Origin of the sequence: Mesorhizobium sp. M0340, assembly GCF_040321535.1 — a bacterium.
Lineage (GTDB): Bacteria > Pseudomonadota > Alphaproteobacteria > Rhizobiales > Rhizobiaceae > Mesorhizobium.
Map to the genome: position 1 here is coordinate 269,454 of NZ_JAMYRR010000006.1, position 16,129 is coordinate 285,582.

The following is a 16,129-nucleotide window of genomic DNA, read 5'->3' on the forward strand; positions in this document are numbered from 1 at the left end:
TCTTTGATTAGAGGCTGCAAGGCCCGCGCCCGACCGGCGCGGGTTTTAATGAGTGCGAATCCGGTGCCATCCCTGCTTATGGCGCACTTAGCGTCCTGCGCACAGCGTGGCGCCAACCTGCCAGCTTGGCGGCACGTGTCGAAGCATCCATCTCCGGCTTGAACCGGCGCTCGAGCGCCCAACTCCTGGCGAATTCCCGCGCCTTCGGCCAGGCACCCGCCTTCGAGCCGGCCAGCCATGCCGCACCAAGCGCGGTCGTCTCGAGAATTGTCGGCCGGTCGACCGGCGCATCGAGAATGTCGGCCAGCCGCTGCATGGTCCAGTCCGACGCCACCATGCCGCCATCGACCCTGAGCACAGTCTTGGCCGAAGCGCCCTTCCAGTCCTTGCGCATAGCGTCGAGCAGATCGCGCGTTTGGAACGCAACGGATTCCAGCGCCGCGCGGGCAAATTCCGCCGGCCCCGAATTGCGGGTCAGCCCGAAGATGGCGCCCCGCGCCTCGGCATCCCAGTGCGGTGCGCCGAGCCCGACGAAAGCCGGCACCAGATAGACGTTCTGCGTCGGATCGGCCTCCGCCGCCAATTTGCCGCTCTGCTCGGCCTTGCCGATCACCTTGATGCCGTCCCGCAGCCACTGCACGGCGGCGCCGGCGATAAAGATCGAGCCCTCCAGTGCATAGGTGGTCTTGCCGCTCAGCCTGTAGGCGATGGTGGTCAAAAGCCGGTTCTTCGAACGCACCAGATCGCTGCCGGTGTTGAGCAGCGCGAAGCAACCGGTGCCGTAGGTCGATTTCATCATGCCTGGCTCGAAACAGGCCTGGCCGATCGCCGCCGCATGCTGGTCGCCGGCCACACCGAGGATTCTGATCTCTGTGCCGAACAGACTTTTGTCGGTGATTCCAAAATCATCGGCACAGTCTTTCACCTGCGGCATCATTCTTGCAGGTATACCAAGAATGGCCAGCAACTCGTCGTCCCAGGCGTTTTGTTCGATGTTGTAGACCAGCGTGCGCGAGGCATTGGTGGCGTCAGTGGCGTGGACCTTGCCGCCAGTCAGGCGCCAAATCAGAAAACTGTCGATGGTGCCGGCCAGCAGTTCGCCCTTCTCGGCGCGTTTTCTGGCGCCCTTCACCTTGTCCAGCATCCAGGCGATCTTGGTGCCGGAGAAATAGGGATCGAGCAGCAGGCCGGTCTTTTTCGTGAATTTCTTCTCCAGCCCCAGCCTCTTCAGTTTCTGGCATAACGGCGCGGTGCGGCGGTCCTGCCAGACAATCGCGTTGTGGATCGGCTCGCCGGTCTCCTTGTCCCAGATGACGACGGTTTCGCGCTGGTTGGTGATGCCGATCGCGGCGACGTCCCCTGCGTTGCGGCCGGCTGTCTTCAGCGCGGCCCTCACCGTTTCCACGACGCTTGACCAGATTTCCTCGGGATCATGCTCGACCCAGCCGGAGGCCGGATAATATTGGGTGAATTCCTTTTGCCCGCTGCCGACGACCTTCATCTTGTCGTCGAACAGGATCGCCCGGCTCGATGTCGTGCCCTGGTCGATTGCGAGGATATATCCGGTCATTCTCTCTCCCGTCGAAGCGAATTCAAGGTGCTGCGATGTCTCGGCGCCAGGTGGCGCGGAGCCGTTCACGCAAACAGGGGAGACGGCAACATGCCGCCTCCCCTGAGTATGGCGATGCGGGCGCGAACGCCCGCATCAAACAGCCCTATTGCTGCCAGCTCTTCACCAGCTCGTCATAGTTGATGGTGACCGGTTTTTCCTTCTCGTTCTCGATCTTGAGCTGAGGAGCGAGATTGCCCTTCTTGACCGCATCGGCGTTCCAGTAGGCGAGGTCATGCTCTTCGGCCATCTTCGGGCCGATATCGCCCTGGACGCCCGACTTCTCGATGCGGCTCATCACCTTTTCCTGCTCGGCGCAGAGCGAGTCCATTGCTTCTTGCGCGCTCTTGGCGCCCGACGAAGCATCGCCGATTGCCTGCCACCAGAGCTGTGCCAGCTTCGGATAGTCCGGCACGTTGGTGCCGGTCGGGGACCACTGGACGCGCGCCGGCGAGCGGTAGAACTCGATCAAGCCGCCGAGCTTTGGTGCACGTTCGGTGAAGCTCTTGTCGTGGATCGTGCTCTCGCGGATGAAGGTCAGGCCGACATGGCTCTTCTTCACGTCGACCGTCTTCGAGGTGACGAACTGCGCGTAGAGCCAGGCGGCCTTGGCGCGGTCGGTCGGCGTCGACTTCATCAGCGTCCAGGAACCGACGTCCTGATAGCCAAGCTTCATGCCGTCCTTCCAGTAGACGCCATGCGGCGACGGCGCCATGCGCCACTTCGGCGTGCCGTCGTCGTTCAGCACCGCCTTGGCGCTGGCGTCGACCATGCTGGCGGTGAAGGCGGTATACCAGAAGATCTGCTGGGCAACCGCGCCCTGCGCTGGCACCGGCCCTGACTCGGAGAAGGTCATGCCCTGGGCTTCCGCCGGTGCATAGGCCTTCAGCCAATCGAGGTACTTCTGGATGGCATAGACGGAAGCCGGACCATTGGTGTCGCCGCCGCGCGCCGTGCAGGAACCCACCGGACGCGAATTCTCGTCGACCTTGATGCCCCATTCGTCGACGGGCAGACCGTTCGGAATGCCCTTGTCGCCATTGCCGGCCATCGACAGCCATGCGTCGGTGAACCGCCAGCCGAGCGACGGGTCCTTCTTGCCATAGTCCATATGGCCGTAGACCTTCTTGCCGTCGATCTCACGCCCGGTGAAGAACGCTGCAATGTCCTCATAGGCCGACCAGTTCACCGGCACGCCGAGGTCGTAGCCGTATTTGGCCTTGAAGTCCGCCTTGTTCTTCTCGTCATTGAACCAGTCGTAACGGAACCAGTAGAGGTTCGCGAACTGCTGGTCGGGAAGCTGATAGAGCTTCTTGTCGGGCGCGGTGGTGAACGAGGTGCCGATGAAATCCTTCAGGTCGAGATTCGGGTTGGTGACATCCTTGCCGTCGCCTGCCATCCAGTCGGTCAGGTTGCGCACCTGCTGGTAGCGCCAATGCGTGCCGATCAGATCGGAATCGTTGACCCAGCCGTCATAGAGGTTCTGGCCGGTCTGCATCTGGGTCTGGATCTTCTCGACGACGTCGCCTTCCTGGATGACGTCATGCGTGACCTTGATGCCGGTGATGGCCGTAAAGGCCGGCGCCAGCACCTGCGATTCATACTGATGCGTGGCGATGGTTTCGGAGACCACCTTGATATCCATGCCGGCGAAAGGTTTCGCGGCATCGATGAACCATTGCATTTCGGCTTCCTGGCCGGCGCGGTCGAGCGTCGAGAGGTCGCCAATTTCCTTGTCCAGGAAGGCCTTGGCCTCGTCCATTCCGGCATAGGCATTGCTGGCCCCGAGCAACAGGACAAGCGCAGTTGTTGATGTCAAGAATTGCCGTCGCATGTATTTCCTCCACTGTTAAAGTTCAAAGTGCGATCTGGATCGGCGGCCGGCACGCCGCCGTTCCAACAGTTTCCCCCTCTATACGTAGCGGAACACGCCGACGGCGAAGACCACGGAGAGAGCGAGAGCCCACCACAGATTGGGTCCGACTAGACCCAGCCAAGCGAGATGGATAAAGGCGCTGCCCAGCAGCGACAGGAACAGGCGGTCGCCGCGCGTCGTTTCGAAGCGCAGTACGCCGACGCGCGGATTGCCGCCCGGCGAGACGTATTCCCACACCGCCATGCCGCAAAGCAGCAGAAAGATGGTTCCAAAGAAGGCCGCGGTCGGCCACGTCCAGGCCATCCACGAAAAATCGAGGTTGGACGAGAGGTTAAATCCCCACAGGCGGATATTGGCCGGGTCGCTGAAGCCCACCGTTATCGCCACGAAATCGATTTGAAGTGCCACCCAGGCCACGACGACCAGGGCAAGAAACAGCACGGCCCACCACCATGGGCTTCTGTCGACCTGCTCCATCATACCCTCCCCAGGGCAAAGCCCTTGGCGATGTAGTTGCGCACAAACCAGATGACGAGCGCGCCGGGAATCAGCGTCAGCACGCCGGCGGCGGCAAGCAACCCCCAATCCATACCGGCGGCCGAAACGGTGCGGGTCATGGTCGCGGCGATCGGCTTGGCATCCGTGGTCGTCAGCGTGCGGGCGATCAAGAGCTCCACCCACGAGAACATGAAGCAGAAGAAGCACGCCACGCCGATGCCGCTCGCAATCAGCGGCATGAAGATCTTGATGAAGAAGCGCGGGAACGAATAGCCGTCGATATAGGCGGTCTCGTCGATCTCCTTGGGCACGCCCGACATGAAGCCTTCGAGGATCCACACCGCCAGCGGCACGTTGAACAGGCAATGCGCCAGAGCCACGGCGATATGGGTGTCGATAAGGCCGAAGGCCGAATAAAGCTGGAAGAATGGCAGCGCGAACACCGCCGGCGGCGCCATGCGGTTGGTCAGCAGCCAGAAGAACAGATGCTTGTCGCCGAGGAAGCGATAGCGCGAAAAAGCATAGGCAGCAGGCAGTGCCGCAGCCACCGAAATCACCATGTTCATAACCACATAGGTGATCGAGTTGATGTAGCCCGAATACCAGGACGTGTCGGTGAAGATGGTGCGGTAATTCGCCAATGTCGGCGCGTGCGGGTAGAGAGTCAGCGACGAGACGATCTCGCCATTGGTCTTGAAGCTCATATTGATGAGCCAGTAGATCGGCAAAAGCAGAACGACGATGTAGAGCGTCGGCACGATCCACCACCAGCGCGACTCCTCGCCGCGACGGCGCATCAGCCGTGCGATCTCGTCCTGCCGTAGCGTGCTGGCGAGCCCTTCCGAAGCTGTCGTCTCGCTCACCCTATCGGCTCTCTCTTCGGTGCGGCTCATCTCAACGCTCCGCGTCATAATTGGTCATCACGGTGTAGAACACCCACGACAACAGCAGGACGATAAGGAAGTAGACCAGCGACATCGCCGCCGCCGGGCCGAGGTCGAACTGGCCGAGCGCGGTCTTGACGAGATCAATCGAAAGAAAGGTCGTCGAGTTGCCGGGGCCGCCACCGGTGACCACGAACGGCTCCGTGTAGATCATGAAGCTATCCATGAAGCGCAGCAGCACGGCGATCAGCAGCACGCGGTTCATCTTCGGCAGCTGGATGTAGCGGAACACCGCCCAGCGCGAGGCACCGTCGATCTTGGCTGCCTGATAAAAGGCATCCGGGATCGAGACCAGGCCGGCATAGCAGAGCAGGACGACGAGGCTTGTCCAATGCCAGACGTCCATGATGATGACCGTGACCCAGGCGTCATATGGGTCTTGCACATAGTTATAGTCGATGCCGAGCGCGTTGACGTAATAGCCGAGCAGGCCAATGTCGTTGCGCCCGAACACCTGCCAGATGGTGCCGACGACGTTCCACGGGATCAGCAGCGGCAACGCCATCAAAACAAGGCACACAGGCACGCCCCAACCCTTCTTCGGCATATTGAGCGCAATGAAGATGCCGAGCGGCACTTCGATCGCCAGGATGATAAAGGAGAAGACAAGGTTGCGGATCATCGCCTGCCAGAAGCGGCTCGAGGAAAGCAGTTCCTCGAACCATTCCGTGCCGGCCCAGAAGAAGACGTTATTGCCGAAAGTGTCCTGCACCGAATAATTGACGACCGTCATCAGCGGTATGACCGCCGAGAACGCCACCAGCAGCAGCACCGGCAGCACCAGGAACCAGGCTCTATTGTTCCAGGTCTTTTCCACTTTAGGCTCCCATCTCGACGCGCCAGGAATCGGCATAGATGTTGATGCCGGCTGGGTCGAACCGCACCTTCGGATCAGCCGGAACTGTCTCGTCCTCGCCGATGACGGCGGCGATCTCGCGCCCTTCGAGATTGGCACGGACCACCTTGTGGCGGCCGACGTCCTCGACCTTGCTGATCCGGACGGCCATGCCCTGGCTGCCCAGGCGCACATATTCGGGACGGATGCCGAGCTCGATGGCGCCGCCACCGGCCTTAGGCACGCCCGGCAGTTCGATCTGCTGCGAGCCCAGCCGCGCAGTCTTGCCGTCGATCGCCACCGGCATGACGTTCATGCCGGGCGAGCCGATGAAATAGCCGACAAAGGTGTGGCGCGGGCGCTCGAACAGCTCTGCCGGTGTGCCGATCTGCACGATTTCGCCGTCATACATGACGACCACCCTGTCGGCGAAGGTCAAGGCCTCGGTCTGGTCGTGCGTGACATAGACCATGGTGTAGCCGAAGCGGCGGTGAAGCTGCTTCAACTGGGAGCGCAGCATCCATTTCATATGCGGGTCGATGACGGTCAAAGGCTCGTCGAACAGGATGGCATTTACGTCGGAGCGCACCAGCCCGCGTCCGAGCGAAATTTTCTGCTTCTGGTCGGCGGTCAGTCCGCGCGCCTTTCGTTTGGCCATATCGGCCAGCCCGGTCATCTCCAGCGTTTCGCGCACCTTACGGTCGACGTCGGCCTCCGGCACGCCGCGATTGCGCAGCGGGAATGCCAGATTGTCGTAGACCGTCATCGTGTCGTAGATCACCGGGAACTGGAAGACCTGGGCGATGTTGCGCTCTTGGGTCGACAGATTGGTCACGTTCCTGCCGTTGAACAGCAACTGGCCGTGTGAGGGATGCAGCAATCCCGAAATGATATTGAGCAGCGTAGTCTTGCCGCAGCCGGACGGGCCGAGCAGCGCATAAGCGCCGCCATCCTCGAAGGTGTGGTGCACTTCCTTCAGCGCGAAATCGGCATCCGTGCGCGGGTTCTGCAGATAGGAGTGACGGATATGATTGACATCGATGCGCGCCATCGCTTCCTCCTAAGCCGCCAGCTTCGGCGCGGCCACGGCGCGGCCGTGCTCGTCGAAGACCATGATGTGGCGCGGGTCGATGAACACCTCGACCTCCTCGTCCGGCTCGAAGTCGCGAATGCCGTGGGTCAGCATGACCCAGCGCGCATCGGCAAAATCGAGATGGATGAAGCTTTCCGATCCGGTGATCTCAGTGATCGTCACCTTTGCGCGCACCGGCACTGCGGCGGCGTTGGGCCGATCGAGGGACAGATGATGCGGCTGGAAGCCGATCGTATAGATCGCATCGGCAATGCCGAAGAGTTCCGCCGGCACCGGCAATTTCACGCCGCCCTCGAGCAGGAAATCCAGGCCCTTCTTGGCAAGCACGATGGTGTTGAGCGGCGGATCGGCGAAGCTCCTCGCCGTCACCAGATCGACCGGTTTGCGGAACACTTCGATGGTCGGCCCAAACTGGGTGATGCTACCCTCGGAGAGCGTTGCCGTGTTGCCGCCGAGCAGCAAGGCCTCGTGCGGCTCGGTCGTGGCATAAACAAAGATTGTGCCGGCGGCCGCGAAGACTTTCGGCAGTTCCGCGCGTAATTCTTCACGCAGCTTGTAGTCGAGATTGGCGAGCGGCTCGTCGAGCAGCACGAGGCTGGCATTCTTGACGATGGCGCGGGCCAGCGCGGTGCGCTGCTGCTGGCCGCCCGACAGGCTGAGAGGCGTCCGGTCGAGATAGGGCGTGAGTTTGAGAAGGGCGGCCGCATTGCGCACCTCCCTGTCGATCGTTGCCTGATCCGTGCCGGCTACCCGCAGCGGTGAGGCGATGTTTTCGTAGACCGTCATCGCCGGATAATTGATGAATTGCTGGTAGACCATGGCGACGTTGCGCTTTTGCACCGGCATGCCGGTGACATCCTTGCCATCGAACCAGACTGAGCCCGAGGTCGGCACGTCGAGGCCCGCCATCAGCCGCATCAGGCTGGTCTTGCCGGAGAGCGTCGGCCCGAGCAGGACGTTGAGCGAGCCGTGCTGAAGCGTCAGCGAGACATCGCGGATATGTTCCGCCGCGCCCACCGTCTTCGTCACGTTTCTCAGTTCAAGCATGATGCCTCCTCCCAGGCTTTCTGCATCAGTCGGCCGTTCCTATTCGGCAGCCGCTACGTGCTGCCGGCTTATTCCGCGCATGAACTCCTCGAGCACTGCCGCCTGCTCACGGCTGAGACGCAGGCCGCGCTTGGTCCGGCGCCACAATACATCCTCGGCAGTCATCGCCCATTCGTTTTCGGCGAGGTAGCGCACCTCGGCTTCGTAGAGATCGGCGCCGAAGTTGCGGCCAAGATCGACGTTCGATTTGGCGAGGCCCAGCAGCTTCCTTGCGCGGGTGCCGTAGAGCCGGGTCAACCGGCGGGCCAGCCGGGCGTCGAGGAACGGGTACGCCGTTTTCAGTTTCGCCAGCTCGGTATCGAAGCCAGTGACGGGAAAGTCACCGCCCGGCAGCGGCGCGTTTGCCGTCCATGGCTTGCCGCGCCTGCCGAGAAAACCCTCGATCTTCTCGAGCATCGATTCCGACAATCGGCGGTAGGTGGTGATCTTGCCGCCAAAGGCATTGACGATCGGGGCGGCACCCTCGCCTCCATCGGCCTTCAGCACATAGTCGCGGGTGGCTTCCTGCGCCTTTGAGGCGCCATCGTCGTAGAGCGGGCGCACCGCGGAATAGGTCCAGACGATATCCGACGGCTTGACCGGCTGCGCGAAATATTCGCTTGCCGCAGCGCAGAGATAGTCGATCTCGACATCACTGATCCTGACGTCGTGCGGATCGCCGGGATAGTCCCGGTCGGTGGTGCCGATGAGCGTGAACTCGTCTTCATAGGGGATGGCGAAAATGATGCGCCCGTCCTTGTTCTGAAAGAAATAGGCGCGTGGGTCGTCGAATTTCTTGCCAACGACGATGTGGCTGCCTTGCACGAGGCGTACATTGTGCACGTCGTTCAAGCCGACGGTGGCCGACAGCACCTGATCGACCCACGGGCCGGCGGCATTGACCAGCAGCCGCGCCTTGACCTCCTCGGTATCGCCGGTCCGCACGTTTTCAAGCCTGACCGTCCAGAGATTGCCTTCGCGGCGTGCGCTGACGACCTTTGTTCGGGTTCGAATGGTTGCGCCGCGTTCGGCAGCGTCGCGGGCGTTCAACACAACCAGCCGGGCATCGTTGACCCAACCGTCCGAATATTCGAACGCCTTTCGAAACAGCGGCTTTAGCGGTTTGCCGGCCGGATCCTTGGCCATGTCCAGCGTTTTCGTCGGCGGCAGCAATTTGCGCCCGCCGATATGGTCGTAGAGGAAAAGCCCGAGCCGAATCAGCCAGGCCGGACGCAGCCCCTTGGCGTATGGCAGCACGAAGCGCATCGGCCAGATGATATGCGGCGCGTTCCTCCACAGGACCTCGCGTTCCATCAGCGCTTCGCGCACCAGGCGGAACTCGTAGAATTCGAGATAGCGCAAGCCGCCATGGATCAGTTTGGTCGAGCCGGAAGAGGTTCCGCTGGCCAGATCGTTCATCTCGGCAAGAAATACCGAAAACCCACGCCCAACGGCATCGCGGGCGATGCCGCAGCCATTGATGCCGCCACCGATGACGAAAATGTCATGGATCGGTGATGCGCCCAAACAGTCCTCCCTCGATTTCGCATTGCAGCATTTTTGGGTTCTTGCGAAACCGTACGGGAATTATTTCGAAATGATAACGAATGTCAAACGAAATATGATTGGCGACAGGATGCCGCAACGGCATCTCTAGGAGAGCGACGTTTCGATCAGCTGAACTTCTGCCTCCTGGCAGATCTTACGCACCGATGGGATGTCGCAACGATCGGTGATAAAGGTGTTGACCTGCGACAGATGGCCGATGCGGACGGGCGCGGTGCGCTCGAACTTGGTCTGGTCCGACACGAGGATCACATGCCGCGCGTTGGCGATGATCGCCTGCGCGACTTTCACCTCGCGAAAATCGAAGTCGAGCAGTGCGCCGTCGTGATCGATGGCCGAGGCGCCGATCACCGCAAAATCGACCTTGAACTGCCGGATGAAATCGACCGCTGCCTCGCCGACCACACCGCCGTCGGAACCGCGTACGACACCGCCGGCGATCACCACCTCGATCGAAGGATAAACGCGCATCCTATTGGCAACATTGATGTTATTGGTGATGACCATCAAGCCGCTGTGATCGAGCAGCGACTTGCTGACAGCTTCCGTCGTTGTTCCGATATTGATGAAAAGAGACGCGTTGTCGGGGATCAGCCGGGCTGCTGCGCGGCCGATCGCCTCCTTCTCCTCGGCGGCGATCTTGCGCCGAGCCTCATACTCCATGTTCTCGATGCCGGACGGGAACAATGCCCCGCCATGAATGCGAGACAAAAGCCGCTGGTCGCAGAGATCGTTGAGATCCTTGCGGATCGTCTGCGGCGTCACGTTGAAATGCGTCGCCAACTCCTCGACCAGTACGCGGCCATGGTCCTTGGCCATCTGGATGATTTCGGAATGACGCGGCGACAGATACATCTAGCAACCTCTCGTTTTCGTTTTACTTGTCTATAACGGAAAACGAAAGCCATGAACAGGAAGATCAGGTGGCTGCAAGAAAAGCCCCGGCGCAACCTCGATGATACCGGTCAACCCAGGCCACGCGCAATTTCAGTAATGACCTCGAAAGCAGTATCGACATCCGCCGCTGTCGTTTCGAACTGCCCGACCTGAAAGCGGATCGCCACCTTCCCGTCCACCCGGGTTTGCGTCAGGTAGATGCGGCCGTCATCGTTGATCGCGCTGACCAACCGCAAATTGTGCTCGTCAGAGTCGGTGCCCGCAGCCGCGAGATGCCGGAACGAGAACAGCGACAGCATCGGCTCCGTGATGATCTCGAAATCCGGTTCCTTTGCCAGCCTTGCGGCGAGGCTCTCGCTCCAGGCGACATGGTTGCGGACCATGGTCCGCAGATTTTCCAAGCCATGTGCACGCAGCAGGAACCAAAGTTTCAGCGCGCGGAACCTCCGGCCAAGCGGCACCGACCATTCGGAGTAGTTGATGACTCCGTCGCGGCCATGCGTTTTCAGGAATTCGGGCTTGATCGCCAGCGTGCGCACGAGGTCTTCCGGCTGACGGATGAACTGCATCGAGCAATCGAACTGTGCGCCCAGCCATTTATGCGGGTTGAAGACAACGGAATCCGCATGTTCGGCGCCTGCCCAGAAATGCCGGAACTCGGGGCAGATCATGGCGGAGCCAGCCCATGCGGCATCGACATGCAGGTAGAGCCCGTGCCGCTTAGCCACCGCGGCAACAGCCGCCACATCGTCGGTGCCGCCGGTACTTGTGCCGCCGACACTGGCGATGATGCCCGCCGGCAGCATGCCGTTTTCGCGGTCGGTGACGATCGCGGCTTCGAGAGCCGCCGTCTGCATGGCGCGGAAGCGTCCGGCGACCGGAATGCGCACGAGGTTCGCCTCGCCGATGCCCGACACCCAGATCGCCCGGTCGATAGAAGTATGGACTTGGCCGGAAGAATAGACCCGCACGACCGGCTGGCCTTGCAAGCCGTTCTTGTTACCTTGCCAGTCGAGCGCGCGCTCGCGCATGGTCAGCACGGCGGCAAGCGTCGCCGACGAAGCCGAATCCTGCATGACGCCGGAAAATCCCTCCGGCAGAGCAAGCGCCTGCCGCATCCAGTCGACGACACGCGTCTCGAGTTCGGTTGCCGCCGGCGAGGTCTGCCAAAGCATGCATTGCGCGGCCATGGCGGAAACCAGATACTCGGCCACGACCGAGGCCGGTGCCGCATTGGCCGGGAAATAGGCGAAGAAACGCGGATGCTGCCAGTGCGTCATGCCCGGCAGAATCTTTTGCTCGAAATCGGCGAAGATTGCCTGCATCGTTTCGCCGTTTTCCGGCGGCGCGACATCGATGCTTTTCAAGATTTCGCCCGGCTCGACAAACGGCCGCACCGGTCTTTCGCGAAGGCTGTCTCTGTAGTCGGCGCCCCATTCGGCCGCTCGCAGCGACCATTCGCGGAATTCGTTGCTATTCATCTTCGCCTCCGTAGCGCCTCGTCGAGTCGCCATCAAAGAGCACGAAAACGAAGGTTTTCATTCGGGAAAATCAGGCAAGCTGGCAAAGGCAGTCTTCAGCGCGTTCGACCAGCTATCCGAGATCGTGCGATAATATTGATCATCCTGGGTTATTCGCTTTTTGAGGCCAACCTTGAAGGTGTCCTTTTCATAGAACAGCAGGTCGAGCGGCAGGCCGACCGACAGGTTCGACTTCAGCGTCGAGTCGAACGACACAAGCAGCAACTTCACCGTCTCGGCGAAACTCATCGTCCTTTCATAAGCGCGGATGATGATCGGCTTGCCGTATTTGGTCTCACCGATCTGGAAGAACGGCGTGTCGTCGGTGGATTCGATGAAATTGCCTTCCGGATAGATCATGAACAGGCGCGGCGCGCTGCCCTTGATCTGACCGCCGAGGATGAAGGAGGCGTTGAAATAGGAATCCGCCTTTTCGCCCGCCGGCGACGAACTGGCGATGACCTCCTTGACGGTGTCTCCGACCAGCCGCACTGTCTGGTACATGGAAGGCGTTTCGAGCAGTGTGGCACGGCGCTCCGCCACTGCCTTGGTGCGTTCGTCGAGCAGGCTGACTACGGCCTGCGTCGTCGCCAGATTGCCGGCCGACATCAAAACGATGACGCGCTCGCCCGGCTCTTCCCAGACATGCATCTTCCTGAAGGTCGAGATCGAATCCATGCCGGCGTTGGTGCGCGTGTCCGACATGAACACGAGCCCGCGATCGATCTTCAGGCCGACGCAATAGGTCATCGAATCTCTTTGGCAACAATCTTGGCGGAGATTACTGCTCCACGGTGACGGTGACGGCAAGCTGTTCTTCCGCCTGTCCCAGCCGAATTCCCGATACCGGTGTGGCGTCGCGATAATCGCGGCCGGTCGCCACCTTTACATAACGCTCGTCGGGAGAAATGCCGTTGGCGACGTCGAAGGCCACCCAGCCGAGGCCCGAGACATGCGCCTCGGCCCAGGCGTGGCTTGCCGCCTGCTCGATCGCTGCATCCATCATCAGGTAGCCGCTGATATAGCGCGCCGGAAAATCCATGGCGCGCGCCGCCGCAACGAAGATGTGGCTGTGGTCTTGGCAAACGCCGGTCTTGAGCGCCAGGGCCTCTTCGGCCGGCGTCGTCGCGTTGGTGGTGCCCGGCGTGTAAGCGACGCGCTCGCCGATCATCGCCATCAACCGGTGCAGCCTTTCGATGTCGGTGCCCTTGCCGACCGAGGCAGCAAGCTCGCGAATGCCGCTGCCGATCGTCGTCAGCGGCGTTTCGTGGCCGAACAGCCAGAGCGGCACGAAACCCTGGTGCGGCCCGCAGACGCCGGCGGTGTCGCGCGTCACCACTTCGCCGGCTGCTTCGACGGTGATGAAGTCGCGCTCACCCTCGACGCTCAACAGCCGGGTATCATTGCCGAAATGGTCGGTGAAGCGCACTTCCTCGCGTGCGCCTTCGATCTTCAGCGCCCAGGACAGTACCGTCTGGGTGCGCCCGTTCACCGGGAGCAGCCGCAAACGCTGCAACAAATAATGCACCGGCGCATCGTAGCGGTATTCGGTCCGGTGGGTGATCTTCAGCCGCATCGCACTCGTCCCTGGAGCATGAGCTTTTCTGAAAACCGGTCTCCGCTTTGTGGGGTCATGCTCAATAGAACCTGTAGTCCTGCGCGATCTCGTCGCCGAGTCTGGTGTTGTCGCGGATGAAATTGGCCAGGAATTCATGCAGGCCGGCGTCGAAAATATCCTTGATCGAGCCGGCCGTAAGCATGGCCTGGGTCTTGGCAGCCGTGGCATGGCAGGCGTGGCGCTCACCATAGTCGTCACCCAGGAATTTGAGGTGCTCCGTCAGGAAGCGGTAGCAAAAGGTCAGCGAGCGCGGCATGCGGATATTGAGGATCAGATAGTCCGCGATGTTGCTCGGCTTGTAGTCGGCGTCATAGACCCAGCGGTAGGAGCGGTGCGCCGATACCGAGCGCAGGATCGATTCCCACTGGTAGTTGTCGAGCGTCGAGCCGACCCAGGAAATCGACGGTAACAGCACGTAGTACTTCACGTCCAGGATGCGCGCAGTGTTGTCGGCGCGTTCGACATAAGTGCCGAGCTGCGAAAAATCGAAAATCTCATTGCGCAGCATCGTGCCGTAGAACGAGCCGCGGATCAGCGCCGTCTCGCGTTTGATTGCGTCGAGCGCGTTGGGCAGGTCGCGCTCGTCGATCGGCTTGGCCAGCATCCGCTTCAGCGACATCCAGGCTTCGTTGATGCTTTCCCAGGTTTCACGCGTCAACGCGGTACGCACCATGCGGGCATTGTTACGGGCCGTTTCGATAGACGACATCGTGCTCGACGGGTTCGATGTGTCGCGCAGCAGATAGTCGGCGACATTGGCGGCGGTGTAGTCGGAATATTTCTGCGTGAAGCTGGCGTCCGAACCGGCGCTGAGCAGCACCGAATTCCACTCCTCCGAAGCGTTCTGAGTACGAGTCAGCGCCATGCGCAAGCCGGCGTCCACCAGCCGCGCCATGTTTTCCGCCCGCTCGATATAGCGGTTCATCCAATAGAGCCCGTTGGCGGTGCGACCGAGAAGCATGTCAGGCGGTCCTGTGGCGAATGGTGGATGGTGGACGGTGAATGGTGACTATCCAGACTTTAGGCCACGATGCCGCGTGCTTCACTTCAGGGCATTTCACCAACATCAACAACATATATCCTTATCTATTCACTATTCACTATTCACTATTCACTACTTCCACTCTAATCATCCAACACCCACGTATCCTTTGTGCCCCCGCCTTGCGAGGAATTGACGACCAGCGAGCCTTCCTTGAGCGCTACTCGGGTCAGCCCGCCGGGCACGATCTGGATACGGTCGGAAACCAGCACATAGGGGCGCAGATCGACATGCCGCGGCGCCAGCCCCTTGTCCGTCAGGATCGGACAGGTCGACAGCGCCAGCGTCGGCTGAGCAATGTAGTTCGATGGTTTTGCCGCGAGCTTTTTCGAAAAATCCTCGCATTCCTTCTTGGTCGCCGCCGGACCGACCAGCATGCCGTAACCGCCGGACCCGTGGACCTCCTTGATGACCAGTTCGTCGATGTGCTCGAGCACGTATTTCAGGCTGTCCGGCTCCGAGCAGCGCCAGGTCGGGATGTTGCCGAGCATCGCCTTGCGGCCGGTGTAGAATTCGACGATTTCGGGCATGTACGAATAGATCGCCTTGTCGTCGGCGATGCCGGTTCCCGGCGCATTGGCGATCGTGATGTTGCCGGCGCGGTAGACGTCCATAATGCCCGGCACGCCAAGTGCCGAGTCGGGGCGGAAGGTCAGCGGATCGAGGAACGAGTCGTCGACACGCCGGTAAAGCACGTCGATCTGCTTGTAGCCCTCGGTCGTGCGCATCGCGACATGGCCATCGACGACGCGCAGATCCTGCCCTTCGACGAGCTGAACGCCCATCTGGTCGGCAAGGAAAGCATGTTCGAAATAAGCTGAGTTGAAGCTGCCCGGCGTCAGCACGGCAATCGTCGGCGTGCCCTTGGTGCTTTGCGGCCGTACCGCCGCCAGCGACTGGCGCAGGAGCTGCGGGTAATTCTCCACCGGCCGCACCTTGATCTGCTGGAACAACTCGGGAAACAGCTGCATCATCGTCTCGCGGTTCTCCAGCATGTAGGAGACGCCGGACGGCGTGCGCGCATTGTCCTCCAGTACGTAGAACTCGTTCTCGCTAATGCGTACGATGTCGACGCCGATGATGTGGGTATAGACGCCGGCCGGCGGCCGCACCCCGATCATCTCGGGCAGGAACGCCTCGTTCTTGGCGATCAACTCCTTCGGCACCCGGCCGGCGCGCAAGATCTCCTGGCGATGGTAGATGTCGTCGAGAAAGGCGTTCAGCGCCTGGACGCGCTGCTCGATGCCTTGCGTCAGCCGTCGCCATTCATTGCCCGAAATGATGCGCGGAACGATATCGAAGGGTATCAGGCGCTCCGATGCTTCCTGCTCGCCGTAGACGGCGAAAGTGATGCCTGTCTTGCGAAAGACGCGTTCGGCGTCCTGCATCTTCTCGGTAAGTCTGGCCGGGTCCTGTTCCTTCAGCCAGCGATCGTAAGCCGAATACGGTTTTCTCAGCCCGGAAACTTCCGGAAGCATTTCGTCGAACGCTGCCAATCGCATACTCCCCTGTGACGCCATTTCACTGGCCTCGCTGGAGAAAATC

At 61.0% G+C, this 16,129-nt stretch carries 14 protein-coding genes; all 14 read right to left on the reverse strand.

Going from position 1 to position 16,129, the window contains the following annotated elements:
• Positions 1-76: 76 nt before the first annotated feature.
• Positions 77-1,570: a glycerol kinase GlpK gene (gene glpK, locus NKI79_RS11985; RefSeq protein ID WP_352801739.1), complete on the reverse strand. Its 1,494-nt coding sequence runs from the start codon at positions 1,568-1,570 to the stop codon at positions 77-79.
• A gap of 145 nt (positions 1,571-1,715) precedes the next feature.
• On the reverse strand, positions 1,716-3,443 hold the full coding sequence (locus NKI79_RS11990) for an ABC transporter substrate-binding protein (RefSeq protein ID WP_352705484.1): 1,728 nt from the start codon (positions 3,441-3,443) through the stop codon (positions 1,716-1,718).
• A 78-nt stretch (positions 3,444-3,521) separates the two neighbouring features.
• Positions 3,522-3,788, reverse strand: coding sequence for a DUF2160 domain-containing protein (locus tag NKI79_RS11995; protein WP_352508493.1), 267 nt, complete (start codon positions 3,786-3,788; stop codon positions 3,522-3,524).
• A gap of 173 nt (positions 3,789-3,961) precedes the next feature.
• Complete coding sequence (locus NKI79_RS12000) at positions 3,962-4,876, reverse strand: carbohydrate ABC transporter permease (RefSeq protein WP_352801741.1); 915 nt, start codon at positions 4,874-4,876, stop codon at positions 3,962-3,964.
• Position 4,877: 1 nt separating this feature from the next.
• A complete protein-coding gene (locus NKI79_RS12005; protein WP_023674893.1) occupies positions 4,878-5,744 on the reverse strand; it encodes a carbohydrate ABC transporter permease in 867 nt (288 codons plus the stop codon).
• Position 5,745: 1 nt separating this feature from the next.
• Entirely contained in the window at positions 5,746-6,813 is a 1,068-nt protein-coding gene (locus tag NKI79_RS12010; RefSeq protein WP_254817349.1) for an ABC transporter ATP-binding protein, read from the reverse strand.
• Positions 6,814-6,822: 9 nt separating this feature from the next.
• Positions 6,823-7,902, reverse strand: a complete 1,080-nt coding sequence (locus NKI79_RS12015; protein ID WP_352801743.1) for an ABC transporter ATP-binding protein — start codon at positions 7,900-7,902, stop codon at positions 6,823-6,825.
• Between the two features lie 39 nt (positions 7,903-7,941).
• Positions 7,942-9,468 carry a glycerol-3-phosphate dehydrogenase gene (gene glpD / locus NKI79_RS12020; protein ID WP_352508449.1) on the reverse strand — a complete coding sequence of 509 codons (1,527 nt, stop codon included), beginning with the start codon at positions 9,466-9,468 and terminating at the stop codon, positions 7,942-7,944.
• A 126-nt stretch (positions 9,469-9,594) separates the two neighbouring features.
• The gene (locus NKI79_RS12025) at positions 9,595-10,362 is read right to left on the reverse strand and encodes a DeoR/GlpR family DNA-binding transcription regulator (protein ID WP_254817352.1); all 768 of its coding nucleotides are present in this window, start codon (positions 10,360-10,362) and stop codon (positions 9,595-9,597) included.
• A 110-nt stretch (positions 10,363-10,472) separates the two neighbouring features.
• On the reverse strand, positions 10,473-11,885 hold the full coding sequence (locus NKI79_RS12030; protein ID WP_352801745.1) for a pyridoxal phosphate-dependent decarboxylase family protein: 1,413 nt from the start codon (positions 11,883-11,885) through the stop codon (positions 10,473-10,475).
• Positions 11,886-11,942: 57 nt separating this feature from the next.
• Positions 11,943-12,674 (reverse strand): proteasome-type protease, encoded by a 732-nt coding sequence (locus NKI79_RS12035; RefSeq protein ID WP_254817354.1) that lies wholly within the window; start codon positions 12,672-12,674, stop codon positions 11,943-11,945.
• Between the two features lie 31 nt (positions 12,675-12,705).
• The gene (locus NKI79_RS12040; protein ID WP_352801746.1) at positions 12,706-13,500 is read right to left on the reverse strand and encodes a transglutaminase family protein; all 795 of its coding nucleotides are present in this window, start codon (positions 13,498-13,500) and stop codon (positions 12,706-12,708) included.
• A 61-nt stretch (positions 13,501-13,561) separates the two neighbouring features.
• The gene (locus NKI79_RS12045; RefSeq protein WP_352801747.1) at positions 13,562-14,503 is read right to left on the reverse strand and encodes an alpha-E domain-containing protein; all 942 of its coding nucleotides are present in this window, start codon (positions 14,501-14,503) and stop codon (positions 13,562-13,564) included.
• Between the two features lie 164 nt (positions 14,504-14,667).
• Positions 14,668-16,080, reverse strand: a complete 1,413-nt coding sequence (locus NKI79_RS12050; RefSeq protein ID WP_352801749.1) for a circularly permuted type 2 ATP-grasp protein — start codon at positions 16,078-16,080, stop codon at positions 14,668-14,670.
• Positions 16,081-16,129: the final 49 nt, after the last annotated feature.

What these genes read in the sequence shown, in the direction of transcription:
- glpK (WP_352801739.1), bottom strand. Translation starts at nt 1,570, where the DNA reads ATGACCGGATATATCCTCGCAATCGACCAGGGCACGACATCGAGCCGG.
- NKI79_RS11990 (WP_352705484.1), bottom strand. Translation starts at nt 3,443, where the DNA reads ATGCGACGGCAATTCTTGACATCAACAACTGCGCTTGTCCTGTTGCTC.
- NKI79_RS11995 (WP_352508493.1), bottom strand. Translation starts at nt 3,788, where the DNA reads ATGGCCTGGACGTGGCCGACCGCGGCCTTCTTTGGAACCATCTTTCTG.
- NKI79_RS12000 (WP_352801741.1), bottom strand. Translation starts at nt 4,876, where the DNA reads ATGAGCCGCACCGAAGAGAGAGCCGATAGGGTGAGCGAGACGACAGCT.
- NKI79_RS12010 (WP_254817349.1), bottom strand. Translation starts at nt 6,813, where the DNA reads ATGGCGCGCATCGATGTCAATCATATCCGTCACTCCTATCTGCAGAAC.
- NKI79_RS12015 (WP_352801743.1), bottom strand. Translation starts at nt 7,902, where the DNA reads ATGCTTGAACTGAGAAACGTGACGAAGACGGTGGGCGCGGCGGAACAT.
- NKI79_RS12025 (WP_254817352.1), bottom strand. Translation starts at nt 10,362, where the DNA reads ATGTATCTGTCGCCGCGTCATTCCGAAATCATCCAGATGGCCAAGGAC.
- NKI79_RS12030 (WP_352801745.1), bottom strand. Translation starts at nt 11,885, where the DNA reads ATGAATAGCAACGAATTCCGCGAATGGTCGCTGCGAGCGGCCGAATGG.
- NKI79_RS12035 (WP_254817354.1), bottom strand. Translation starts at nt 12,674, where the DNA reads ATGACCTATTGCGTCGGCCTGAAGATCGATCGCGGGCTCGTGTTCATG.
- NKI79_RS12040 (WP_352801746.1), bottom strand. Translation starts at nt 13,500, where the DNA reads ATGCGGCTGAAGATCACCCACCGGACCGAATACCGCTACGATGCGCCG.
- NKI79_RS12045 (WP_352801747.1), bottom strand. Translation starts at nt 14,503, where the DNA reads ATGCTTCTCGGTCGCACCGCCAACGGGCTCTATTGGATGAACCGCTAT.